Source organism: Methylobacterium sp. J-076, assembly GCF_022829405.1.
In the GTDB taxonomy this organism is placed as follows: Bacteria; Pseudomonadota; Alphaproteobacteria; order Rhizobiales; family Beijerinckiaceae; genus Methylobacterium.
This window is the reverse complement of record NZ_JAKSXW010000137.1, coordinates 1-23486: the sequence shown is the minus strand read 5'-3', so window position 1 is coordinate 23486 and position 23486 is coordinate 1. Positions and strand designations below refer to the sequence as shown.

18 protein-coding genes and 1 pseudogene are annotated in these 23486 nt (G+C 71.2%); 16 read left to right on the top strand and 3 right to left on the bottom strand.

The features are described from left to right. Positions 1-95: 95 nt before the first annotated feature. Entirely contained in the window at positions 96-941 is an 846-nt protein-coding gene (locus tag MKK53_RS18110) for a formate/nitrite transporter family protein (protein ID WP_243930106.1), read from the top strand. Between the two features lie 58 nt (positions 942-999). Then, on the top strand, positions 1000-2739 hold the full coding sequence (locus tag MKK53_RS18105) for a bifunctional protein-serine/threonine kinase/phosphatase (protein WP_243930129.1): 1740 nt from the start codon (positions 1000-1002) through the stop codon (positions 2737-2739). Positions 2740-2877: 138 nt separating this feature from the next. Here the strand turns inward: MKK53_RS18105 and minC are convergent, their stop codons facing one another. Next, complete coding sequence (gene minC, locus MKK53_RS18100; protein WP_243930105.1) at positions 2878-3588, bottom strand: septum site-determining protein MinC; 711 nt, start codon at positions 3586-3588, stop codon at positions 2878-2880. A gap of 159 nt (positions 3589-3747) precedes the next feature. Here minC and addA point away from each other — a divergent pair, with 159 nt between their 5' ends. Both addA and trxA read left to right on the top strand, forming a co-directional pair. Then, positions 3748-7236 (top strand): double-strand break repair helicase AddA, encoded by a 3489-nt coding sequence (gene addA, locus MKK53_RS18095; protein ID WP_243930104.1) that lies wholly within the window; start codon positions 3748-3750, stop codon positions 7234-7236. A 172-nt stretch (positions 7237-7408) separates the two neighbouring features. After that, positions 7409-7738: a thioredoxin gene (gene trxA, locus MKK53_RS18090; RefSeq protein WP_243930103.1), complete on the top strand. Its 330-nt coding sequence runs from the start codon at positions 7409-7411 to the stop codon at positions 7736-7738. A gap of 139 nt (positions 7739-7877) precedes the next feature. On the opposite strand, the gene MKK53_RS18085 is transcribed toward trxA, so the two are convergent. After that, entirely contained in the window at positions 7878-8507 is a 630-nt protein-coding gene (locus MKK53_RS18085) for a TetR/AcrR family transcriptional regulator (protein WP_243930102.1), read from the bottom strand. Between the two features lie 53 nt (positions 8508-8560). Between MKK53_RS18085 and MKK53_RS18080 the strand changes: the two are divergent. The 10 genes and pseudogenes from MKK53_RS18080 (at position 8561) to MKK53_RS18035 (ending at position 20900) form a co-directional block, all read left to right on the top strand. Next, positions 8561-9769 (top strand): annotated as a pseudogene (locus MKK53_RS18080) (HlyD family secretion protein). Positions 9770-9780: 11 nt separating this feature from the next. Then, positions 9781-11364 (top strand): DHA2 family efflux MFS transporter permease subunit, encoded by a 1584-nt coding sequence (locus MKK53_RS18075; RefSeq protein WP_243930101.1) that lies wholly within the window; start codon positions 9781-9783, stop codon positions 11362-11364. 118 nt (positions 11365-11482) lie between these two features. Beyond that, entirely contained in the window at positions 11483-12637 is a 1155-nt protein-coding gene (gene rseP / locus MKK53_RS18070) for an RIP metalloprotease RseP (protein WP_243930100.1), read from the top strand. Between the two features lie 424 nt (positions 12638-13061). Beyond that, on the top strand, positions 13062-15626 hold the full coding sequence (bamA, locus tag MKK53_RS18065; RefSeq protein WP_243930099.1) for an outer membrane protein assembly factor BamA: 2565 nt from the start codon (positions 13062-13064) through the stop codon (positions 15624-15626). A 185-nt stretch (positions 15627-15811) separates the two neighbouring features. Continuing rightward, entirely contained in the window at positions 15812-16885 is a 1074-nt protein-coding gene (lpxD, locus tag MKK53_RS18060; protein WP_243930098.1) for a UDP-3-O-(3-hydroxymyristoyl)glucosamine N-acyltransferase, read from the top strand. Positions 16886-16994: 109 nt separating this feature from the next. Next, on the top strand, positions 16995-17459 hold the full coding sequence (fabZ, locus tag MKK53_RS18055; RefSeq protein WP_243930097.1) for a 3-hydroxyacyl-ACP dehydratase FabZ: 465 nt from the start codon (positions 16995-16997) through the stop codon (positions 17457-17459). A 4-nt stretch (positions 17460-17463) separates the two neighbouring features. Then, positions 17464-18282: an acyl-ACP--UDP-N-acetylglucosamine O-acyltransferase gene (lpxA, locus tag MKK53_RS18050; protein WP_243930096.1), complete on the top strand. Its 819-nt coding sequence runs from the start codon at positions 17464-17466 to the stop codon at positions 18280-18282. Positions 18283-18292: 10 nt separating this feature from the next. Then, positions 18293-19156 carry an LpxI family protein gene (locus MKK53_RS18045; protein ID WP_243930095.1) on the top strand — a complete coding sequence of 288 codons (864 nt, stop codon included), beginning with the start codon at positions 18293-18295 and terminating at the stop codon, positions 19154-19156. Further along, the gene (lpxB, locus tag MKK53_RS18040; RefSeq protein WP_243930094.1) at positions 19153-20346 is read left to right on the top strand and encodes a lipid-A-disaccharide synthase; all 1194 of its coding nucleotides are present in this window, start codon (positions 19153-19155) and stop codon (positions 20344-20346) included. The genes MKK53_RS18045 and lpxB overlap by 4 nt, the downstream gene beginning before the upstream one ends. 95 nt (positions 20347-20441) lie before the next feature. Then, positions 20442-20900, top strand: a complete 459-nt coding sequence (locus MKK53_RS18035; RefSeq protein ID WP_409564360.1) for a hypothetical protein — start codon at positions 20442-20444, stop codon at positions 20898-20900. 2 nt (positions 20901-20902) lie between these two features. On the opposite strand, the gene MKK53_RS18030 is transcribed toward MKK53_RS18035, so the two are convergent. Further along, entirely contained in the window at positions 20903-21118 is a 216-nt protein-coding gene (locus tag MKK53_RS18030) for a hypothetical protein (RefSeq protein ID WP_243930092.1), read from the bottom strand. A 78-nt stretch (positions 21119-21196) separates the two neighbouring features. Here MKK53_RS18030 and MKK53_RS18025 point away from each other — a divergent pair, with 78 nt between their 5' ends. Next, positions 21197-22456, top strand: coding sequence for an NRAMP family divalent metal transporter (locus MKK53_RS18025; RefSeq protein ID WP_243930091.1), 1260 nt, complete (start codon positions 21197-21199; stop codon positions 22454-22456). Positions 22457-22518: 62 nt separating this feature from the next. Beyond that, positions 22519-23058, top strand: coding sequence for a formaldehyde-activating enzyme (gene fae, locus MKK53_RS18020; RefSeq protein WP_243930090.1), 540 nt, complete (start codon positions 22519-22521; stop codon positions 23056-23058). Positions 23059-23486 lie beyond the last annotated feature (428 nt).

Genomic DNA, 23486 nt, shown 5'->3' with positions numbered 1-23486 from the left:
CAGGAGACGGCCGGTCCGGCCGTCGCTCGGACGTCCGTCACCGTCGACGGGGCCCCGAAGCGCCGTCGCACGCATCGAACCCTACAGGAGACACGATGGCTTATTTGGCCCCCGCGGAATTCGCCGTAAAAATGGTCGATGCCGGTGAAGCGAAGGTCTTCATGTCGACCCGCGACACGATCATCCGCGCCTACATGGCCGGCGCGATCCTGGCCCTCGCCGCCGTCTTCGCGGTCACCATCACCCAGCAGACCGGCCAGCCGATCGTCGGCGCGGCCTTGTTCCCGGTCGGCTTCTGCATGCTCTACCTGCTGGGTTTCGACCTGCTGACCGGCGTGTTCGTGCTCGCGCCGCTGGCGCTCATCGACAAGCGCCCCGGCGTCACCATCGGCGGCGTGCTGCGCAACTGGGGCCTCGTCTTCGTCGGCAACTTCCTCGGCGCGCTCACCGTGGCCTTCATGATGGCCTGCGTGTTCACCTACGGCTTCACCAGCCCGCCCGATAAGACCGCCGAGTTCATCTCCAACATCGGCGAGAAGCGCACGCTCGGCTACGCCGCCCACGGCCTGGGCGGCTGGATGACGCTGTTCCTGCGCGGCATGCTCTGCAACTGGATGGTCTCCACCGGCGTCGTCGGCGCGATGATCTCGACCCACGTGAGCGGCAAGGTGATCGCCATGTGGATGCCGATTATGCTGTTCTTCTTCATGACCTTCGAGCATTCGGTGGTGAACATGTTCCTGTTCCCGTCGGGGCTGATGCTCGGCGCGAAGTTCTCCATCATGGACTACTTCATCTGGAACGAGATCCCGACCGTGCTAGGCAACCTCGTCGGCGGCCTCGCCTTCACCGGGCTGACCCTCTACTCGACCCATGTCCGCACCGCCCCGAAGCGGCCGATGCCGGCCTCGGCCGAGGGCGTCCGCCGCTTCGCCGCCTGAGGGTCCCCACGCATCGGTGCCCCGGACCCGCTCCGGGGCACCGCACCACGGGCTGGCGATGGCGCGGACGTTGACGGTCACGATCGGCCAGCACAGCGAGCGCGGCCGCAAGGACGCGAACCAGGATTTCCACGGCGCCCTCGTCCCCGAAGGCGCCGCCCTGCGGCTCAAGGGCATCGCGGCGGCGGTCGCGGACGGGATCAGCAGCAGCGCGTTGGGGGCGATGGCGAGCGAGACCGCCGTCAAGAGCTTCCTCTCGGACTATTACGCGACGCCGGACACGTGGAGCGTGCGCCACGCCGCCAAGCGCGTCCTGGCCGCCACCAATTCGTGGCTCCATGCGCAGACCCGCCGGGCGGCGGGGCCCGGCGATCCCGACCGGGGCTGCGTGACCACCTTCTCGGCCCTCGTCCTCCGCTCCCGCACCGCCCACGTCTTCCACGCGGGCGACACCCGCATCTGCCGGGTCGTCGGCCGCACCCTGGAGCAGATCACCGAGGACCACCGGGTCGTGATCTCCGCGCAGGAGACCTACCTGGGTCGGGCACTCGGGGCCGGCGCCCAGGTGGAGATCGACTGCGCCGTGGTGCCGGTGCAGGTGGGGGACGTGTTCGTCCTCACCAGCGACGGGGTCCACGAGCACCTGCCCCCCCGGGACATCGCCCTGGCGATCGCCGGGGCGGGCGACGACCTCCAGGGGGCGGCTCGGCGGATCGTGGATGCCGCCTACGAATTGGGCAGCGAGGACAATCTCACGGCACTCATCGTCCGGGTGGACGGCCTGCCGGAGGGCGAGCCCGGCGAGATCGTCGGCGAGGTCGGCGACCTGCCCCCCGCCCCCCTCCTCGACCCGCCGACCCGCTTCGACGGCTACGACATCCTGCGGCGCCTGCATGCGGGCGGACGGGGCCACGTCTACCTTGCCACCGACCTGGAGAGCGGCGCCCGCGTCGCCCTCAAGGTGCCGGGCGTCGAGCTGCGCGGGGACCGAGACTACCTGCGCCACTTCGCGATGGAGGAATGGATCGCGAGGCGCCTCGACAGCCCCCACGTCCTGAAGGCGCACACGCGCGATGGGCCGCGCAGCCACCTCTACACGGTGATGCGCTACGTCGAGGGCCGGACGCTCGCCCAGTGGATGGCCGACCACCGCGAGCCGGACCTGGAGGCGGTGCGCGGCCTCGTGGAGCAGATCGCCCGGGGGCTTCAGGCCTTCCACCGCCGGGAAATGGTCCACGGTGACCTCAGGCCGGAGAACGTGCTGATCGATTCCGCCGGCACGGTGCAGATCATCGATTTCGGGGCGACCCGCGTCGCCGGGCTCGTCGAGGACGGCGGGTACACCGACGACGCCCTTCCCCAGGGCGCCGTCCAGTACACGGCGCCGGAATGCCTGCTCGGCCATCCGCCCTCGCCGGGCGCGGACATCTTCGCCCTCGGCATCCTCGCCTACCAGATGCTCACGGGCCGCCTCCCCTACGGCGGGGACGCCGCCCGGGCCCGCACCGCCCGGCGTCAGCGTCGGCTGCGCTACGTCTCGGCGCGGCACGCCCGGCCGCTCCTACCCGCCTGGATCGACGGGGCGCTCCGCCGGGCGACGCATCCCGATCCGCAGCGGCGGTACGAGGTCCTGTCCGAGTTCGTCCACGACCTGCGCCACCCGAACCCGGCCCTGACGGAGACCCGGGGCGTACCCCTGATCGAGCGCGACCCGCTGCTGTTCTGGCGCGGCCTGTCGCTGGTGCTCGGGGTGGCGGTGGTCGCGCTCGCGGCGCTGCTGGTGCTGCGGGCGCCGTAGGGGTCCTGACCCTTGTCCCGATCACCGCCGTCATCGCGAGCGCGGCGAGGCGATCCAGAAGGATCCGCCACATTCGGGGACGGCCCGCGTCCCTGGTTTGCTTCGCCGCGCTCGCGATGACGGGTTTGTTCGGCCGGCTCAGCGCATCTGGTCGAACAGCGTCAGCCGCAGGGAATCCTCCACGAGGCGCACCTCCACCGGCTGGCCCTGGAAGGACGGGTCGAGGTCGTCGGCGGCCCGGTAAAGGCCGTCGATCGCCACGAGCTCCGGCTCGAAGCGGCGGCACCAGATCCGGGCCGCGGGGTTGCCGGAGGCCCCCGCCACCGCCCGGCCGCGCAGGGCGCCGTAGACGTGGATCGAGCCCCCGGCGATCACCTCCGAGCCGGAGGCCACGGCGCCGAGCACCGTCACGTCGCCTTCGAGGTGGAGGATCGTCTGGCCCGAGCGCACCGGGCTGTCGAGGATCAACGAGCGAGACGGCGCGGTGCGGGAGGACGGCTCCGGCTCGGCGGCGTCGGGCATGGCGACCTCCCCGGCGGGGCGCCCCGCCGAGAGAGGCGGCGGCAGGCCGGGGCCGAGCATGCCCGGCGGCGCCCCCTCGATGCCGTGGAGGGGGATCGTCCGGGCGGTCAGCTCGGCGATCAGCCCGTCGAGGTCCTCCCGCGTCAGGGAGAGGCCGGTGAGGTCGAGGATGGTCGGCCGGCCCGCGAAGAAGGCCGGCGCCCGGCGGCACAGGGCGTCGAGGTCGGCGAGCCAGTCGGCGACCGGGGGCACGGGGGCCAGCACGGTCGCCATGAAGGAGCGGCCGCGGAAGCGGATCGGCGGGCGGGCCTCGGCGGGGTTCGTCATCGTCACCGGCGGGTCGAGCGTGTGTCGCGGCGGAATGCTTGACGTCCTCCATGCGGCCCCGCGGGCGCCGCGGCAATCCCGGTGCGGCACCGAGATGGCGCAACCGGCCAACACCTCGTGTACAAGGTGTCCTCCGCGAGGACCCAACGGAGTCACGCCTTGGACTCGATACCGGGACAGACCCCGCCCGATACGGCCCGGACCATCGTCGTCGATCCCCTGACCCGGGAGAACCAGCGGCGGGCGGCCGATCCCCGGGCCTCCGCCTGGGTGTCCGCCAATGCCGGCGCGGGCAAGACCAAGGTCCTCACCGATCGGGTCGTGCGGCTGCTCCTCGACGGCTCGCCCCCCGGCCGGATCCTGTGCCTCACTTTCACCAAGGCCGCCGCCGCGAACATGGCGATCCGGGTGTTCCAGCGCCTCGGCCGCTGGGTGACGCTCGACGATGCCGCCCTCGCCGGGGAGCTGACGGAGCTGACGGGCGAGCAGCCGAACCGGGACCGCCTGCGGATGGCCCGGCGCCTGTTCGCCCGGGCCGTCGAGACGCCGGGCGGCCTGAAGATCGAGACCCTGCACGCCCTGTGCGAGCGCCTGCTCCACATGTTCCCGTTCGAGGCGAATGTCCCCGCCCGCTTCGTGGTGCTGGACGAGGCGCAGGCCCGGGAGATGTTCGCCCTGGAGACGGCCAACGTCCTCGCCGACGCGACCCAGGCGGGCGAGACCGCGATGGGCGACGCCCTGGCCCGGGTCACCGCCGAGGCGACGGGCGACGCCCTGCACGAGGCCGTGCGGGCGGCGGTGCGCGCCCACGCCCTGATGGTCCACGGGGACGGGCTCGACGGCGCCTTCGCCCGCCTGCGCGGGGAACTCGGGCTGACCGCCGGAGAGACCGTCGAGGGGATCGTTTCCGCGATCCTCGATGGGGGCCTGGACGACCTGACGGCCTTGGCCTCAGCCCTCCAGACCGGCAAGGCCAACGACGGAAAACTCGCCGAGGCCCTGGCCGAGGCCTCCCTGGCGCGGGAGGCGTCCCGCGGCCAGCCCGACCGGAGCGAGGCCCTCGACGCCTACAAGGCGGTGTTCTTCACGCAGAAGGACGAGCCCAAGGCCGTTTCGAGCCTCGGCACCAAGTCCGTCCCCGAGCCGGTGAAGCTGGCGCTGATCGAGGAGCGCGACCGGATCGTCCCCCTGTTCGACCGGCTCCGGGCCGCCCGGGCCCATGCCAGGACGGAGGCGCTGTTCACCCTGGCGGGGGAGATCCACCGCCGCGTCGAGGCGCAGAAGGCCCGGCTGGGCGCCCTGGACTTCGATGACCTGATCCGCCGGGCCCTCGACCTGCTCTCCCGGGTCGGCGCCGGCTGGGTGCTCTACAAGCTCGACCGCGGCATCGACCACGTCCTCGTGGACGAGGCGCAGGACACGAACCCCGAGCAATGGGCGATCCTGCGCACGCTCACCCAGGAATTTGCCGCCGGGGCCGGCGCCCGCGATGCCCACCGCACCCGTTTCGCGGTGGGTGACCCGAAGCAGTCGATCTACGGGTTCCAGGGCGCCGACCCGCGGGAATTCGCGGTGACGCGCGCCACCTGGATCGGCGAATCGCGGGCGGCGGGCATCGCCTTCGCGGACGTGCCGCTTACCCTCTCCTTCCGCTCCACCACGACGGTGCTCCGGGCGGTCGATGCGGTCTTCGCCATCGAGGCGCATAACGACGGCCTCTCCGAGGACGCGGCGCGGGCGACGGTCCATGCCAGCGCCCGGCCGAACGCGGCGGGCTCCGTCGAGATGTGGGACATCGCCGAGCCCGAGGCGGTGGACGAGGTTAGCGCCTGGACCGCCCCCGTGGACACGCCCGATCCCGGCGCCCCGGCCCTGCGCGTCGCCCGGCGGGTGGCGGTGGCGGTGCGGACATGGACCCATGAGGGCGACGCCACCGGCCGCATCTGGCGGCCGGGCGACATCCTCATCCTCGTGCGCAAGCGCGGGCCCGCCTTCGAGGAGGTGATCCGTGCCCTGAAGGGCCTCGGCGTCCCCGTCGCCGGGCAGGACCGGCTGGAGGTTTCCGCCCACATCGCCGTGGCCGACCTCGTGGCCATCGGCCGGGCGGGATTGCTGCCGGCCGACGACCTGACCCTGGCCACCGCCCTGAAGACGCCCCTCCTCGGCCTGACCGACGAGGACCTCGTGCGCCTCGCCGCCGGCCGCGACGAGGCCGAGACCCTGCAGGACGCGCTCGGCCGCCACGCGGCGGAGGGCGACCCCGCCGCCGCGAAGGCCGTGGACGCCCTCGCCACCTGGATCGCGCTGGCGGGGGCCCTCGGCCCGTTCGGGTTCTACGCCCGCCTCCTCGGGCCGATGGGCGGCAGGGCCCGCCTCGTCGCCCGGCTCGGCGGCGAGGCGGGGGACGCCATCGACGTGTTCCACGCCGCCGCCGCCCAGGCCGAGGGCGGCGAGGACGCCCCCTCCCTCGGCGGGTTCCTGGCCCGCTACCTCGGCGCGGAGGCCGGCCACACGGTGAAGCGCGACCTCGATTCCGGCCGCGACGAGGTCCGCGTGATGACGGTCCACGGGTCGAAGGGCCTGGAGGCACCGGTCGTGGTGATCCTCGACGGCTGCGAGGCGATGGGGGGCAGCGAGCCGCCGCTTCTTCCGATGGGCGGTCGCAGCGCGGCGCTCCCCCCCGTCTGGGCGAGCAAGTCTCAGGATTGCGCGGCGACGGGGCAGGTCCGGGCCGCCCTCGGCACACGGGCGCGGCAGGAGCACAACCGCCTGCTCTACGTCGCCATGACCCGCGCCGCCGACCGGCTGATCGTCGCGCCGTTCCGGGGGAAGATCCGGGAGACCGAGGCCGCGTGGTGCCGGATGATCCGCACCGGCCTGGAGACCGGCCTCGGCGCGGGCGAGGCGGTGGAGATGTCCTACGGCCCGGCGACCCTCTGGCGCGACGGGCTGGTGGCCGGCCGGGAGGCGCCCGCGCCCCGCGCGGAACTCGCCCGTCCCACCGAGCCGGCGTGGCTGCGCCGGCCCGTCGCCCCGGAGGCGTCGGCCCTGGCGCCCCTGCACCCGTCGGGGATGCTCGACGCCGCCGACGGGACGCGCCTGCCGCCGCCCCGCCACGCCGACGCGACCGCCCGCCGCCGGGGCCTCCTGGTCCACGCCCTGTTGCAGCACCTGCCGCGGGTCGAGGCCGCCGCCCGCCGGAAGGCCGGGCTCGCCTATCTGCACTCCCGCGCCCCCGGCCTCGGCGAGCCGGCGCTGAGGGGAATCCTCGGGGCCGTGATGCGGCTGATCGAGGACCCGGCCCTGGCGCCCCTCTTCACCGAGGAGGCGCTGGCCGAGGTCAACCTCTCCGGCCGGGTCGTCGTCGGCGGGGTCGAACGCCCGGTGACCGGCCGGGTCGACCGCCTCGCCGTCACCGGGGACACCGTGACCCTGGCCGACTTCAAGACCGGCCGCCCCCCGGCGGACGAGGCTCCCCTGCCGGAGGCCGAATCCAGCCAGATCGCCCTGTACGCGCGCCTGCTCTCGCGGATCTACCCAGGGCGACGGATCGTGCCCATGCTGGTCTGGACGTCGGGGCCGGTCATCCGGGTGCTCGACGCGGCGACGGTGGAGGCCGCCCTGGGCAAGGCCGGCATCGCCGGATAGCTCGCGTGCGATCGATTCGGGCGTGAATTGCTGGGCCTGCCGTCATGCAACGCATCGCCGCCTCCTTGACCGTGGGGTCGGCCGTCGCCAAGTCTGCTCGACCGCGCGGGCCGGAGCCCGCCCGCGGCCGCCCGGCGTTTCCTTCCGGCGGCGACTTCCGAAAGGTGATGCGATGGCGACGGTGAAAGTAACCGACGCGAGCTTCGAGCAGGACGTCCTCAAGTCCGCCGAGCCGGTTGTCGTGGATTTCTGGGCCGAGTGGTGCGGCCCCTGCCGGCAGATCGGCCCGGCCCTGGAAGAGATCGCCACCGACCTTCAGGGCAAGGTGAAGATCGCCAAGGTCAACGTGGACGAGAATCCGGGGATCGCCTCCCAGTACGGCATCCGCTCGATCCCGACGCTGCTCCTGTTCAAGAACGGCGAGCGTGTCGATCAGAAGGTGGGCGCCGCCCCGAAGGGTGATCTGTCCCGCTGGATCAGCGCCCAGACCACGTCGGCCTGATCTCCTCCGCCGAGGCCATGTTCCCCGACGGGGGACGTGGCCCGGGGTGACGTGCGCAGGCGCTCGATCGCCCGGCACCTGTCAGACTCGCCGGACCCACTGAGCGGCGTCTTGTTGCTGACGACGGCAGTCTCGGCGCCTATTCAACACCGTACCCTGCCAGGAAGACGCGCACCGCCTCGCTCACGCGGTAGCGGAGTTCCTCCTCGTCCGCCACGCCACCCGCGCTGAACAGCAGCCGGGTCAGAAGCCCGGCTTGGCACAGGTGCAGGAAATGCTTGGCCGCCAGCTCGGTGTCGGCGCAATTCAGGCGCCCGGCCTGGACCTGGGCATCGAGATAGCGCGAGAGCCGCTCCACCCCCAGCGCCGGCCCGGCCTCGTAGTAGGCCCGGCCGAGATGGGGGAACTTCTCGCACGCACCGATCACCATGCGCACGAGGCTGACATGCTCGGGCCGGCTCATCTCCGTCAGGTAGATGTGCCCCAGCTGGGTGAGCACGCCCCGCGGATCGGAGCTTTCGGGATCGAGGGCGATGAGCGCCTCGGCGAGCTGCCGCTTCTTGGCGATGGTCAACGCCTCGAACAGGGCGTCCTTGCTGTCGAAGTAGACGTAGAGTGTCCCCTTGGACACGCCCGCTGCCTTGGCGATCTCGCCCATGCTCGCGCCGTCGAAGCCGGCGGCGGTGAACACCCGGCGCGCGCCTTCGAGAATCTGGCGCCGCTTCTCCGATTCGCCGCCCTCACGCTCTCGCACAGACCCGCCCGCCACCTTCGACTCCCGGCATATTGACCGAACCGTTCGGTCAACACGGAGTGAAGCGGATGTCCCTCCGAGAGGAAGCCGGGCGGCCGACCGGGCTCGCAGACGACGACGGCCACGACACGCCGCCCCCCGGGCGCGGGGAGGTCCGGCCCGTCACCGCCGTCACCGCCAAGGCCATCGTCCCCACCGAAGCGCCGGTCCGGCGCGGGCGTCCCCTCCGCAGGCTCGTGCTGCTCGGCCTGCTGGCGGCGGCCCTCGGCGGCGGGGCCTACCAGGGGTGGCAATGGTGGAGCGTCGGGCGGTTCTTCGTCACGACGGACGACGCCTACGTCCAGGCGGACATCTCGATCCTGGCGGCGAAGGTCTCCGGCTACCTGCAGGCGGTGCCGGTGGTGAACGGCCAGTCCGTCGCCAAGGGCGACGTCATCGCCACACTCGATGACGGCGATTACCGCCTCGCCCTCCAGGCGGCCCAGGACAAGCTCGCGACGCAGACCAGCACCATCGCCCGCATCGGGCGCCAGGCGGATGCCGCCCAGGCCTAGGTCAGCCAGGCGGCGGCACAGGTCGACGCCTCCCGCGCCGACGCGGTGCGGGCCGATGCCGACTATCACCGCGCGACGCAGATGCAGGCCGATTTCGTCGCGCGCTCGCGCCTCGACCAGGCCAAGGCCGACCGGGACCGCACCGAGGCGGCGGTGAAGGGTGCCGAGGCGGCCCTGCTCGCCGCCCGGGCCAACGTCGATGTCCTGCGGGCGCAGCAGAAGGAGGCCGACAACCTCGCCGCCGAACTGCGCACGGCGGTGGACCGCGCCCGGCGCGACCTCGCCTTCACGGTGATCCGCGCGCCCTTCGACGGCGTGGTCGGCAACAAGGCGGCGGAGGCGGGCGCCTACGTCGCCCCGGGCACCCGCGTGGCGGCGCTGGTGCCCCTGGCGAGCGTGCGGATCGACGCCAACTTCAAGGAGACGCAGGTGGAGCGGATGCGCCCCGGCCAGCCGGTGACGGTGACGGTGGACGCCTATCCCGGCCGGCCGATCCGGGGCGTCGTGGAATCCTTCTCCCCGGCCTCCGGCTCGGTGTTCAGCCTGCTGCCGCCGGACAACGCCACGGGCAACTTCACGAAGATCGTCCAGCGCCTGCCCGTGCGGGTGAAGGTGCCCCTCGGCGTCGCCCGCGAGGGCTTGCTGCGGCCGGGCCTCTCGGCGGTGGTGCGGGTCGACACCCGCGCCGCGGACGAGATCCCGCAGGTCGCCGCGGCGGAATAGGGCCGCGCGCCATGGCCGCCACCGCCGCCCTCTCCGCCGCCGCGATCCCGGCGGCGGCCGAACCGCCCCTCGACCGTCGCCGCATGGTGGCGTTCCTGTGCATGGTGTTCGGGATGTTCATGGCGATCCTGGACATCCAGATCGTCTCGGCCTCCCTCAACGAGATCCAGGCCGGACTCTCGGCCTCCGGCGACGAGATCCCCTGGGTCCAGACCAGCTACCTGATCGCCGAGGTCATCTCGATCCCCCTCTCGGGCACCCTGTCCCGGGTGCTCTCGACACGGTGGATGTTCGCCATCTCGGCGGGCGGCTTCACGGCCATGAGCCTGATGTGCGCCTCGTCCTCCACCATCGGCGAGATGATCGTCTGGCGGGCGCTGCAGGGCTTCATCGGCGGTGGGATGATCCCCACCGTCTTCGCCTCGGCCTTCACGATCTTCCCGCCCTCGAAGCGGACCATCGTCTCGCCGATGATCGGCCTCGTGGCGACCCTGGCGCCGACCATCGGCCCCACGGTCGGCGGCTACCTCACCGACCTGATGTCCTGGTACTGGCTGTTCCTGGTGAACGTCGTGCCGGGGATCCTCGTGACGGTCTCGACGGCGGTCCTGGTGGATTTCGACAGGCCGAACCTCTCGCTCCTCGACCATTTCGACTGGTTCGGCCTCGTGGCCATGGCCGGTTTCCTCGGCTGCATGGAGTACGTGCTGGAGGAGGGGCCGAACCACGATTGGCTGCAGGACGAGGCCGTGTTCGCCTGCGCCGCCCTGTGCCTGGTGACCGGCCCCGCGTTCTTCTGGCGGGCCCTCACGGCGCGCCAGCCGATCGTGGACCTGCGCGCCTTCTCCGACCGCAACTTCGCCAGCGGCTGCGTGGCGAGCTTCATCATGGGCATCGGCCTCTACGGGCTGACCTACCTCTACCCGGTCTACCTCGCCCGGGTGCGCGGCTACTCGGCGCTGATGATCGGCGAGACGATGTTCGTCTCGGGCCTGTGCATGTTCGCGACCGCGCCCATCGCCGGGCGCTTCTCCGGCAGGGTCGATCCGCGGGTCCTGATGGCGCTGGGTTTCGGCGGCTTCGCGGCGGGCACGTGGATCGTCACCGGCCTCACCAAGGATTGGGACTTCTGGGAGTTGCTGTGGCCGCAGGTGCTGCGCGGCTGCTCGCTGATGCTGTGCATGATCCCGATCAACAACATCGCCCTCGGCACGCTGCCGCCGGCGCGGATGAAGAACGCCGCCGGCCTGTACAACCTCACCCGCAACCTCGGCGGCGCGGTGGGCCTCGCCCTGATCAACACGCTGCTCAACGACCGTTGGGACCTGCACCTCACGCGCCTGCACGAGCGGTTCACCTGGTCGCACCCGCCGGCCCTGGAGCGGCTCGAGGCGATCCAGCGCGGCTTCTCGGACTACGGCAGCGCGGCGCCCGCGATGGCCCTCAAGGCGATGTCCGGCACCGTGCGGATCCAGGCGCTGGTGATGGCGTTCGAGGACGTGTTCCTCGTCCTGACCCTCCTGTTCCTCGCCATGGCCTGCGCGGTGCCGCTGATCCGACGACCCCGGGCCGGGGCCGGCGGCGGCGGCCACTGACCGGCGGGGCCGAGGGGCCCGCGCCAGGATTGATTGGCTTCCCCCCGGGGCGATCTGCTAAGGGGGCGGCGCGGGAGCCTCGAAAGAATGCCCCGCGCCGACGGCCGGGACGGGACGCATGGATTTTCTCAACGCGATGGGCGGTACCGCCGGGAGCTTCTTCGGCGCGGTGATCCCGTTCCTGTTCGTCCTCACCGTCGTCGTGTTCGTGCATGAGATGGGGCATTTCCTCGTCGGCCGCTGGTGCGGCGTCGGGGTCCACGCCTTCTCCATCGGCTTCGGCCCCGAGCTGTTCGGCTTCAACGACCGCCGCGGCACCCGCTGGAAGCTCTGCGCCATCCCCCTCGGCGGCTACGTGAAGTTCCACGGCGACGCCAACGGCGCCAGCGTCCCCGATCCGGACATGATCGCCAAGATGACCCCCCATGAGCGGGCCATCAGCTTCCCGACCCAGCCCGTGGCCAAGCGCGCGGCCATCGTCGCCGCCGGCCCGGTGGCGAACTTCATCCTCGCGGTCGCCCTGTTCGCCGGGGCGATCTGGCTCGGCGGGCGCTACGAGCTGCCGGCCCGCGTTTCCTCCGTGGAGCCGAACAGCGTCGCCGCCCAGGCCGGCTTCAAGCCGGGCGACCTGATCACCGCCATCGACGGCCAACCCGTCGGCGACTTCAACGCCATGTACCGGACGGTGACCGGCGCCGCCGGGACCTCCCTGGCCTTCACCGTCCAGCGGGACGAGCGCGACATCACCATCAACGCGACGCCGGCCACCATCGAAGAGCGCACGCCCTTCGGCCGCCACCGGATCGGCCGCCTCGGCATCCGCTCCCCGGCCGGCTCGGAGGCGAAGCTCGTCCAATACGACATCGGCCAGTCGCTGAAGCTCGGCGTCCACGAGACCTACTTCGTGGTGGAGCGGACCTTCTCCTACCTCGGCAAGCTGATCACCGGCCGCGAATCCGCCGACCAGCTCTCCGGCCCCATCGGCATCGCCCGGGTCTCCGGCGAGGTCGCCAAGACCGGCGGCGTCGGCGGCCTCGTCGGCCTGATCGCCCTGCTCTCCGTCTCGATCGGCCTGCTGAACCTGTTCCCGGTGCCGCTACTCGATGGCGGGCACCTGCTGTTCTACGCCTTCGAAGTGGTGCGTGGGCGCCCCCTCAGCGAGCGGGCGCAGGAGGTCGGCTTCCGCATCGGCCTCGCGCTGGTGCTGATGCTGATGCTGTTCGCGGCGTGGAACGACATCCTCAACCTCGGCGCATCCCTGCGGAACACTTGAACCGCGCCGCCCCCCGGACCACGGGATCGGGGGGCGAAAAAATAAAGGTGTGGCCCCCGCCCCGGCCGCCCCGCGGCCGCCACAAACCCGCCCGCCAGGCGCCTTTTCAGCCGGTGGCGGCACGGTTAACGATCCGTTGACACCTCGCTGCCAGGGCAGAGAAAGCCGCGCAGCCGCAGGGATTTACGCTCCGTTCAGCATCTTCGGCGGTTTCATCGGACGTCGTCCGGCGCGTTAAGTGGCGCGAAGGCCACGACTGCGCAAAATCCCCTGGTCGTGGTGCCTGGTGCGTTTGCTTGAGAAGGGAATCCCTTTAATAGCTCTGCTTGGACCGAAGCCACGCTTGGACCACGGGAATGGGACGATCGACCAACGGTCGCCCGCGCAGGCAAGGCCTGCGACCAGATCAGAAACGGGCGATTGCATGATGTCGTTGACGGGCAAGCATCGGCGTAAGTCGATGCGGAAGACCATCGTCCTGATCTCTGCGGGGGCAGGTATGCTCCTGGCCGGGGCTGCCCAGGCACAGCAGATCGTCGTGCAGGGCAACCAGCGCGTCGATTCCGATACCATTCGCTCCTACGTCACCGGCACCGCATCCGGCTCCGCCGAGGAGGCCCGCCGCAACCTGCTGGCGAGCGGCATGTTCTCGGACGTGAAGGTCTCGCAGTCCGGCGGCCGCACGGTCGTGACGGTGCGCGAGAACAACCTGATCAACCGGGTGGTCTTCGAGGGCAACAAGAAGGTCGAGAAGGCGACGCTGGAAACGGTCGTCGAGTCGAAGTCGCGCGGTCCCTACAGCGAAGCGACGATCAACGCCGACCTCGCCCGGATCCGTGACGTCTACAAGCGCTTCGGCCGCGGCCTCGCCAAGGTCACCTACCGCACCGTCAACCTGCCGAACGGCCGGGTCGACGTGATCTACGACATCGACGAAGGCGACAAGACCGGCATCATCGCCATCAACTTCGTGGGCAACCAGGCTTATTCCGAGCGCACCCTGCGCGGCCTGATGAGCTCGTCGGAGATGAACTTCCTGTCGTTCATCAAGACCTCGGACGTCTACGACCCCGAGCGCATCAGCAACGACCTGGAGCAGGTGCGCCGCTACTACCTGAAGAACGGCTACGCCGACTTCCAGGTGGTGAACGCCGACGCGCGCTACGTCGAGGGCGAGCAGTCCGGCTACGTGGTCACGGTCACGATCAACGAGGGCCAGCAATACTCGGTCGGCGCCGTGGCGGTGGATTCCCGCCTGCCGGGCCTCGACACCGAGGCCCTGCGCACCGAAATCGCCACCGGCGTCGGTGACACCTACAACGCCGACGACGTCGAGAAGACCCTCGGCACCCTGACCCGCGACGTGAACCGGGCGGGCTACCCGTTCGCCCAGGTGCGCCCGACCGGCCAGCGCGACCCCGCCACCCAGAAGGTGTCGCTGGGCTTCGTGGTCGAGGACGGCCCGCACGTCTACATCGAGCGCGTCAACATCCGCGGCAACACCCGCACCCGCGACTACGTCATCCGCCGCGAGCTCGATTTCTCCGAGGGCGATGCCTACAACCGGGTGCTGACCGACCGCGCCGAGCGCCGCCTCAACGGCCTGGGCTTCTTCAAGAAGGTCCGCTTCTCCAACGAGCCCGGCTCCTCCCCCGACCGCGTCGTCGTGAACATCGATGTCGAGGATCAGCCCACGGGTTCGTTCTCGGTGGCGGGCGGCTACTCCACCCAGGACGGCATCATCGGCGAGGTCTCGGTCTCCGAGTCGAACTTCCTCGGCCGCGGCCAGTACGTGCGCCTCGCCGGCACCGGCGGCCAGTACTCGCGCGGCGTCGACTTCTCGTTCACCGAGCCGTACTTCCTCGGCTACCGTCTCGCGGCCGGCTTCGATGCCTTCTACAAGTACTCGGACCTGACCCGGTATTCGCGCTACGAGACGACGGTCTACGGCGGCCAGCTCCGCCTCGGCCTGCCGGTCACCGAAGAGTTCGGCGTCACCCTTCGCTACTCGCTGTACAACACCGAGCTGAAGGTCCCGAACACCCTCAAGAAGCCCTACAACGACTGCTCGAACCCGATCCCGGGCTACACCGCGGTCTACCCGGCGGGCACGATCGACCCGAACACCGGCCGGAACATCGGCGGTCAGGCCGCCTACCCGGCCTGTGCCTACGACGGCGAGGCGTCGATCGCCATCAAGGGCTCGCAGGGCAACACCCTCACCTCGCTGGCCGGCCTGACGCTGGCCTACTCGACCCTGGACGTCATCGGCGCGCCGCATAACGGCCTCTACGCCGAGCTGAAGCCCGACATCGCGGGCCTGGGCGGCGACTCGAAGTTCTTCCGCGTGACCGCCGACGCGCGGTACTACAAGGAGCTCTACGAGGACGTCGTCGGCTTCGTCCGCTTCCAGGGCGGCCACGTCGAGGCCCTCGACGGCCAGCCCCTGCGGGTGACCGACCAGTTCTTCCTCGGCCCGTCGCTGGTCCGCGGCTTCGCGCCCAACGGCATCGGCCCCCGCGACGTGGGTATCGCCGACTCCCGGTCGAACGCCATCGGTGGCTCGACCTATGTCGGCGGCACGCTGGAAGTGCAGTTCCCGCTCTACGGGGTGCCGCGCGACCTCGGCCTGAAGGGCGCCCTGTTCGCCGATGCCGGCACGCTCTTCGGCTACAGCGGCCAGAGGACGTTCAACGTGAACGGCGACCAGTTCATCAACGGCTTCTCCGGTGGACGCTGCGCCTTCAACGCCTACACGATCGGCGTCGAGCCCGAGTGTGTGAACGTCCGCGACAAGGCCGTGATCCGGTCTTCGATCGGCGCCTCCATCCTCTGGAACTCGCCGCTCGGCCCGATCCGCTTCGACTACGCCTACGCGCTGTCGAAGGACGAGGGTGAGAAGGTCTTCGTGCCGGTCCTCGGCAAGTACGGCCATATCGGCAAGGACCAGACGCAGGCCTTCCGCTTCTCCGGCGGCTCGCGCTTCTAGGATCGGATGAGCACGAAGCGCCGGCCGGGGATTCCCCCCGGCTGGCGCTTTTTTGTGTAGAAGGCCGGGACTCCGTCCCACGCCGGCCGCCCTCCGCCAGGGCCGCATTCCGGTGTCCGGCCGCAGCACCGCCGCCGGACGCGCCGAGCCCGACGGGGGTCGGAATCGGCGCGGTTTGGTTCGAAATGCCCGACACCCAGTTCTTCAAGCCCGCGGCCGGGATCACCTTCGCCGAGGTCGCCGCCGCGGCCGGGGTCGCCCTCCCCGAGGGCGCCGACCCGGCCCGCACCATCGCCGGGGCCGCCCCCCTCGAGAGCGCCGGCCCGGCCGACCTCGCCTACATGGACAACGCCCGCTACGGCGACGCCCTGGCCCAGACCCGCGCCGGGATCTGCCTCGTCGGGCCGCGTTTCGCCGCCCGCTGCCCGGCGGAGACGGTCGCCGTCGTCTGCCGGGATCCCTACCGCGCCTATGCCGCGCTCCTCGGCCGGCTGCACCCCGACGCCCTGCGGCCCGGCCCGCAATTCGGCGGCCGGGGCTTGGCGCCGGGCGCCCACGTGCATCCCGATGCCCGGCTGGAGGACGGCGTCACCGTCGATCCGGGGGCGGTGGTCGGGCCCGGCGCCGAGATCGGTGCGGGCACGGTGATCGGCCCCAATGCCGTCGTCGGCCCCGGCGTGCGCATCGGGCGCGACTGTGCCATCGGCGCCGGCTCGACCCTGAGCCACGCCCTCCTCGGCAACCGGGTGATCGTCCATCCGGGCGCGCGCCTCGGCCAGGACGGCTTCGGCTTCGCCATGGGCGCGACCCACCTCAAGGTGCCGCAGGTCGGCCGGGTGATCGTGCAGGACGATGTGGAGATCGGCGCCAACACCACGGTCGACCGGGGCGCCTCCCGCGATACTGTCATCGGCGAGGGCACCAAGATCGATAACCTCGTGCAGATCGCGCACAACGTGGTGATCGGCCGCCACTGCGTGATCGTCTCGGGCGTGGGCATCTCCGGCTCCACGACCCTGGAGGATTACGTGGTGCTGGGCGGGCAGGTCGGCGTCGTCGGGCACCTGCGCATCGGGCGAGGCGCGCAGATCGCCGGGTCCTCCAACGTCAACCGGGACGTGCCGCCGGGCTCGCGCTGGGGTGGCACGCCCGCCAAGCCGGTGCGGGCCTGGTTCCGGGAGCTGACCACCCTCGCCCGCCTCGCCGAACGCGCGGGTCCGGACGCGAAGGACGGGACCAAGGGCGACGGGGCCTGCTGAGCCCCGAAGGCCGGAAACCGCGCCGCCGCCCTTGCACATCCCCGCGTTTCTGCCGAAGAGAGGCCGCCGTCGGCGTAGCGTCGGCGGGGAGCGAGGGCGGCGCAGCACGATGAGCGGGGCGGATCAGGTTCTCGGCACGGCCGACATCCACAAGTTGCTGGAGTTGCTGCCGCACCGCTACCCGTTCCTGATGGTCGACCGCATCGTGGAGATCGACCGGGACGAATCCTGCGTCGGCATCAAGAACGTCACGGCCAACGAGCCGCAGTTCATGGGTCATTTCCCCGGCCTGCCGGTCTTCCCCGGCGTCCTCATCATCGAGGGCATGGCGCAGACGGCGGGCGCGATCTGCTGCCGCCACATCATGTCGGACGAGCTGCGCACGAAGCAGGTGTTCTTCATGACGATCGACAAGTGCAAGTTCCGCAAGCCCGTCGTGCCGGGGGACCAGATCCGCTTCGAGATGCGCAAGCTGAACCACCGCCGGACCATGTGGTGGTTCCGGGGGGAGGCCAAGGTGGACGGCGTGCTGGTGGCCGAGGCCGAGATCGGCGCCATGCTGGTGACGGAGTAGAGCGATGAGCGCAGCCGCGATCCACCCGAGCGCCGTCGTCGAATCCGGCGCCGAGATCGGCGAGGGGGTGCGGATCGGCCCGTTCTGCCATGTCGGGCCCGAGGTGGTGCTGGGGGAGGGCTGCGAGCTGGTGAGCCACGTGGTGGTGGCCGGCCGCACGCGGGTCGGCGCCCGCACGCGGATCTTCCCCTTCGCCTCGATCGGCCATCCGCCGCAGGACCTGAAGTACCGGGGCGAGCCCTCGACCCTGACGATCGGCGAGGAGTGCCTGATCCGCGAGGGCGTCACCATGAACCCCGGCACGGCCGGCGGCGGCCTGGAGACGGTGATCGGCGACCGCTGCGCCTTCCTGGCGAATTCCCATGTCGGCCACGACTGCCGGGTGGGTTCGCACGTGGTCTTCTCCAACAACGTGATGCTCGCCGGCCATTGCTCGGTGGGGGATTACGCCATCCTCGGCGGCGGAGCAGCGGTCATCCAGTTCGCCCGCGTCGGCGCCCACGCCTTCGTCGGCGGCCTCTCGGGGCTGGAGAACGACTGCATCCCCTACGGCATGGCGCTCGGCAACCGGGCCTATCTCGCCGGGCTCAACATCGTCGGCCTGCAGCGCCGGGGCTTCGCCCGGGAGGACATCCACACCCTGCGCCGGGCCTACCGCCTGCTGTTCGCGCAGGAAGGCACGCTGATGGAGCGGGTGGAGGATGTGGCCACGAGCTTCGAATCCCACACGGCGGTGCACGAGATCCTCGAATTCATCCGCGCGGGCGGCAAGCGGTCGGTCTGCACCCCGCGCGAGGCACCGATCCCGGTGGGGGGCGCCTGATCGCACCGCCATGGGGAACGCCGCTTCGCCCGGTGCGGGCACCCTCGTTCTGATCGCCGGCGCCGGCCGTCTGCCGGAGCTGGTGGCGGATTCCCTGGAGCGGGCAGGCAAGCCGTTCCGCATGATCGCCCTGCGCGGCTTCACCGGCCGCCCGCTCCGGGGGCGGGCCGACGCCACCGTCGATCTCCTCGACCTCGCCGCCACCCTCGCCCACCTCGACAGCTGGGGCCCGGCCACCGTCGTGCCGGCGGGCAGCGTCGCCCGGCCGACCGCGGCGGCGATCTTCAACGCCGGCGCCGCATGGCGGAACCGGGACGCCCTGCGCGAGATCGCGGGCGGCGGGGACGACCGGTTGCTGCGCGCCGCCCTCGGGCTGGTGGAGGAGAACGGCCACCGGGTGCTCGGTGTCCACGAGGCGGCGCCGGACCTGCTCTGCCCGGAGGGGCCGCTCGGCCTCGTGAAGGCGGATGGCGAGGCCCTGGCGTCCATCGCCACCGGGCGCGCCGTGCTCGACGCCCTCTCGCCCTTCGATGTCGGGCAGGCGGTCGCCGTGGCCGGGGACCGGGTGCTGGCCGTCGAGGGCCCCGAAGGGACCGACAAGATGCTCGCCCGCGCCCGCGCCCTCGGGCGCAAGCCCTTCGGGCGGGGCCGGGCCAATGCCGGCACGGTGCTGGTGAAGGCGCCCAAGGCCGGCCAGGACCTGCGGATCGACCTGCCCGCCGTCGGGCCGCGGACCATCCGCAACGCCCACGCGGCGGGCTGCGCCGGCCTCGCCCTGAGGGCCGGGGGGACGCTGGTCATCGACCGGGTGGCCACCGCCGCCGAGGCCGACCGGCTCGGCCTGTTCGTCATCGGCTTCGGGGCGGCGGCGTGAGCGACCCGCGGATCTGGCTGGTCGCGGGTGAGGATTCGGGCGACCAGCTCGGGGCCAAGCTGATGCGGGCGCTGCGCGCGGCGGCGCCGGGAACGCGGTTCGGCGGCGTCGGCGGCGAGGCGATGGCGGAGGAGGGCTTCGCCTCCCTCTTCCCCCTCGATGATGTGGCGGTGATGGGCTACCTGCCGGTCCTCGCCCGGGCGCGGACCCTCCTGCGGCGCATCCGCGAGACCGCCGACGACGTGATCGCCGCGCGTCCGGACGTGCTGGTCATCATCGACAGCCCCGGCTTCACCCATGCGGTGGCCAAGCGCGTCCGCAAGGCCGCGCCGTCCATCCCGATCGTGGACTACGTGTCGCCGAGCGTCTGGGCGTGGCGCCCCTGGCGGGCGAAGGGCATGCGCCCGTTCATCGACCACGTCCTCGCCCTGCTGCCCTTCGAGCCGGAGGCGCATCTGCGCCTCGGCGGCCCGGCCTGCACTTATGTCGGCCACCCGCTCATCGAGCGCCTCGGCGATCTGCGCCCGGGCGAGGCGGAGCAGGCGCGGCGCAGGCAGGCCCCCTACCCCGTTGTCGTCCTGCCGGGCTCCCGCCGCGCGGAGATCGAACGGCTGATGCCGGTCTTCGGGCCCGCCCTGGCCCGGGTCGCGCAGGAGGTGGAGATCGAGGCGGTGCTCCCCGCGGTCTCCCGCCACCGGGCGCGGATCGAGGAGCTGGCGCGGGGCTGGCCACTGCCCGTGCGGATCGTCGCGGGCGAGGCGGAGAAATACGCCGCATTCCGGGCCGGGCGGGCGGCGCTCGCGGCCTCGGGCACCGTCACCCTCGAGCTGGCGCTGGCGGGGGTGCCCGCGGTGGTGGCCTATAAGGTTTCGCGGGCGGAGGAGTTCATCGCCCGCCGGCTGATCCAGGTGCCGAGCATCGTCCTGCCGAACCTGATCCTCGGCCGCAACGCGATGCCGGAATTCGTCCAGGCCGACTGCACGGCGGACACCCTCGCCGCCGCCCTGTTGCCGCTGATCCGCGGCGGACCGGAGCGGGAGGCGCAGGTCGCCGCCCTGGCGCGCATGGACGAGCTGACCGTGCTTCCGGACGGCGGCTCGCCCAGCCGGGCCGCCGCGCAGGTGGTGCTGGCGATGCTGCGCCCGGCGGTGGCGGCGGCGCCACAGGGTGGGGATGGCGGGCCCGCCTGAGACCGGGACAGCTTGACCGGACGCGGGGGCGCGGTTCAATGCGCGATGGATGGCGCCCGAGGGGTTCGGGCCGTCCTGGTTGAGAGGGTTGGCGGATCGTGCGGCGGCTTCCGCTCCTCGTCCTGGCGGCTCCGGTGCTGCTCCCGGCCCTGGCCGGCTGCACCGCGACGAGCTTCTCCTACATCTCGAAGACCTATGTCGGCCTGCCCTCGCAGGTGGTGACCATCGGCTGCAAGGAGCCCTACGAGGTCTACGACAACCGGCAGGAACGCCGGATGCTCGTCGTCTCGAACGGCCTGCGCGAACTCACCGGTTGCAACCTCAACGACCTGAGGATCGACCCAGACCCCGCAGCGAGCCGGGTCGGCCGGTTCCGCACGGCGGCCCGCGCCTACCTGGACGAGACCGTCCGCGAGGAGTGCGCCATCACCGGCGAGACGGATTTCGACGCGCTCAAGAGCGAATTCGCCTATTCCTGCTCCGCCCCCGTCGAGAAGCGCGGCACCAAGGTCCCGCGGCTCCCCGGCCGCCGGCCCGGCCTGCTGTCGCAGTAGCCTCACACCTCAGGGCGCGGGAAGGTGCGCTCGGTCGCATCGCCCGCCGCGGCCAGGAGAGCCCGGGCGAAGGCCCTGGCCTCGGCCCGTTCCAGGATGAGCGCGGCCGTCACCGGTTGCCCGGCGAGGTCGGGCAAGGTGAGTTCGAGGCGCACGCCCTCGCGCACGGCGCTGGCCTGGAGGCTCCAGCTTGGCTCGCGTCCCGGCTGCTCGGCCATCGTTCTCCCCGCCCTGTGAAGAATGCCGCACCCCGTTCGAGGGCGGAACTGGTGTCGATGGGGGCTGTTTTTCGCACCATGCCGACGCGCCAAGTCCCCACGGCCTCTTCCCTGCCCCGCCTGTCGGCTTTCCTCAAGGTCGCGGGGCCCGGCCTTGTGGTCATGCTAGCCGATACGGACGTCGGCAGCCTGATCACGGCGGCTCAAAGCGGCGCGAAGTGGGGATACTCGCTGCTTCTGCTGCAGGCCCTGCTCATCCCGATCCTCTATATCGTCCAGGAACTCACCGTCCGCCTCGGCACGGCGACCGGGCGGGGCCACGGGGAGCTGATCCGCGACCGGTACGGGCCGGTCCTCGCCTGGATCTCCTACGGGGGCCTCGTCGTCGCCGGGGTGGGTGCGATCGTCACGGAATTCTCGGGCATCGCCGGCATCGGCGACCTCTTCGGCCTGTCCCGGATCGTCAGCCTCGGCCTCCCCGCCGCGCTGCTGTTGCTCCTCGTGTTCACCGGCAGCTACCGCAGGGTCGAGCGGGTGGCCCTCGTCGTCGGCCTGTTCGAGCTGGTCTTCATCGGGCTCGCCGTGGCGGCGAAGCCGGATCCGGACGCGATCCTCAAGTCCTTCGGCCAGCTTCCCCTCGGCAACGGCGACTTCCGCGTGCTCATCGCCGCCAATATCGGGGCGGTCATCATGCCCTGGATGATCTTCTATCAGCAGTCGGCGGTGGTCGATAAGGGGCTGGGCTGGGATCACATGCGCCGCGCCCGGCTCGACACCCTCGTCGGCGCCGTGGTCTCGCAATGCGTGATGGGGGCGATCCTCGTCACCGCCGCGGCCACGATCGGGCAATCGGGCCAGGGCACGAAGGACGGGCTTCAGACCGTCGGCGACCTCGCCAAGGCGTTCACGCCGGCCCTCGGGCCCCTGCTCGGGCAGGTGGTGTTCGGGGTGGGGATCATCGCCGCCGCCTTCGTGGCCCTCAACGTCGTGGCCCTGGCACTGGCCTGGGGGTTCGGCGACGTCACCCGGCGTCCGCACTCGCTGGAGAAGTCGCCCCGGGAAGCGCCGGCCTTCTACGGCATCTTCGCGGCGGCGGTCATCGCGGGGGCGGTGGCGGTGCAGCTCGTCTCGAACCTCGTGGCCCTCAACATCGCCGTCGAAGTCATGAATGCGCTGCTGCTGCCCCTCGCGCTCGGCCTGCTGATCCTGCTCGCGACCCGGGCGCTGCCCGAGGACAAGCGGCTGAAGGGCGCCTACAAATGGGTCGTCTACACCGTGTCCGCCGTGACGATCGCGTTCGCGATGGTGGGCGTCCTCGACGGAATCGGGGTCATCTGACGAGACCCGGTTGACGGCGTGGGGAGGATGATGTCTCCCCGGCGCGGGCAACGGAGACGTTCATGTCAGAGATTTGGTTCCGCGCCGGCGAGGCGACCGTGCTGGCCGCCGAGGGGCAGTACACCGACGCGATGCCCGAGGTGCTGATCGGCTCGGTGCGCGGCCCGGTGGGGCAGGCCTTCGCCTCGATGATGGGGCAGGCCCAGGGCCATACCCGCATGTACGTGGTGCGCGACCTCAACCAGTTGGTGCGCCCGGTGACGATGATGACCAGCAAGGTCACCATCCAGAGCGCCGACTACGTCGAACTCCTCGGAGGCGTCGTCCAGGCGGCCACGGGCGATGCCATCGTCGATTGCATCATCGAGGGTATCCTGCCGAAGGAGGGCCTCGACGACCTCTGCATGATCATCATGATCTGGCTCGATATCCGCTGCGCGGACGATGACAACCTCGACCGCAAGGACCTCTACCGGACCAATTACGAGGCGACGAAGCTCGCCATCGCCCGCGCCCTCAAGGGCGAGCCGACGGTGGACGAACTCATCGCCAACCGGAAGACGGTGAAGCACTATGCGCTGGAAGACCTGATCGAGTATTGATCCAGGGCCTGCGGCTTCCGCCGTCCCGAGGGGAGCGAACCAGGGCGGCGGGCCGCTTCGGCGGGCGGCGTGTCCCTGGATTGCTTCGCTTCGCTCGCAAAGACGGCGGAGCGGGTGCCGGCGATGCGGGTGCCAAGAATTCCACGCCGTCATCGCAAGCGAAGCGAAGCGACCCAGGGCAGCGGGACGCTTGAGCGGACAGCGTATCCCTGGATTGCTTCGCTTCGCATGGGAAGAGGACAGGGCAGGTGCCGAGGCACCTTAGTGGCGAGAATACCCCGTCGTCATCTCGAACGAAGATAAGCGACCAAGGGGGGCAGGACGCTTCGGCGGGCGGCGTTTTGCTGAATTGCTTCGCTCCAAATCGGAAGAGCACACGTCATAACTGCAGTCAAATTAACCGAACTCAGTTGCTGTATTCTCATTGA

Coding starts and splice junctions, on each gene's coding strand:
- MKK53_RS18030 (WP_243930092.1), bottom strand. CDS start 21,118: ATGGCCGAGCAGCCGGGACGCGAGCCAAGCTGGAGCCTCCAGGCCAGC.
- rseP (WP_243930100.1), top strand. CDS start 11,483: ATGGATTTTCTCAACGCGATGGGCGGTACCGCCGGGAGCTTCTTCGGC.
- bamA (WP_243930099.1), top strand. CDS start 13,062: ATGATGTCGTTGACGGGCAAGCATCGGCGTAAGTCGATGCGGAAGACC.
- MKK53_RS18045 (WP_243930095.1), top strand. CDS start 18,293: ATGGGGAACGCCGCTTCGCCCGGTGCGGGCACCCTCGTTCTGATCGCC.
- trxA (WP_243930103.1), top strand. CDS start 7,409: ATGGCGACGGTGAAAGTAACCGACGCGAGCTTCGAGCAGGACGTCCTC.
- MKK53_RS18110 (WP_243930106.1), top strand. CDS start 96: ATGGCTTATTTGGCCCCCGCGGAATTCGCCGTAAAAATGGTCGATGCC.
- lpxD (WP_243930098.1), top strand. CDS start 15,812: ATGCCCGACACCCAGTTCTTCAAGCCCGCGGCCGGGATCACCTTCGCC.
- MKK53_RS18025 (WP_243930091.1), top strand. CDS start 21,197: ATGCCGACGCGCCAAGTCCCCACGGCCTCTTCCCTGCCCCGCCTGTCG.
- minC (WP_243930105.1), bottom strand. CDS start 3,588: ATGACGAACCCCGCCGAGGCCCGCCCGCCGATCCGCTTCCGCGGCCGC.
- fabZ (WP_243930097.1), top strand. CDS start 16,995: ATGAGCGGGGCGGATCAGGTTCTCGGCACGGCCGACATCCACAAGTTG.
- MKK53_RS18075 (WP_243930101.1), top strand. CDS start 9,781: ATGGCCGCCACCGCCGCCCTCTCCGCCGCCGCGATCCCGGCGGCGGCC.
- MKK53_RS18105 (WP_243930129.1), top strand. CDS start 1,000: ATGGCGCGGACGTTGACGGTCACGATCGGCCAGCACAGCGAGCGCGGC.
- lpxA (WP_243930096.1), top strand. CDS start 17,464: ATGAGCGCAGCCGCGATCCACCCGAGCGCCGTCGTCGAATCCGGCGCC.
- fae (WP_243930090.1), top strand. CDS start 22,519: ATGTCAGAGATTTGGTTCCGCGCCGGCGAGGCGACCGTGCTGGCCGCC.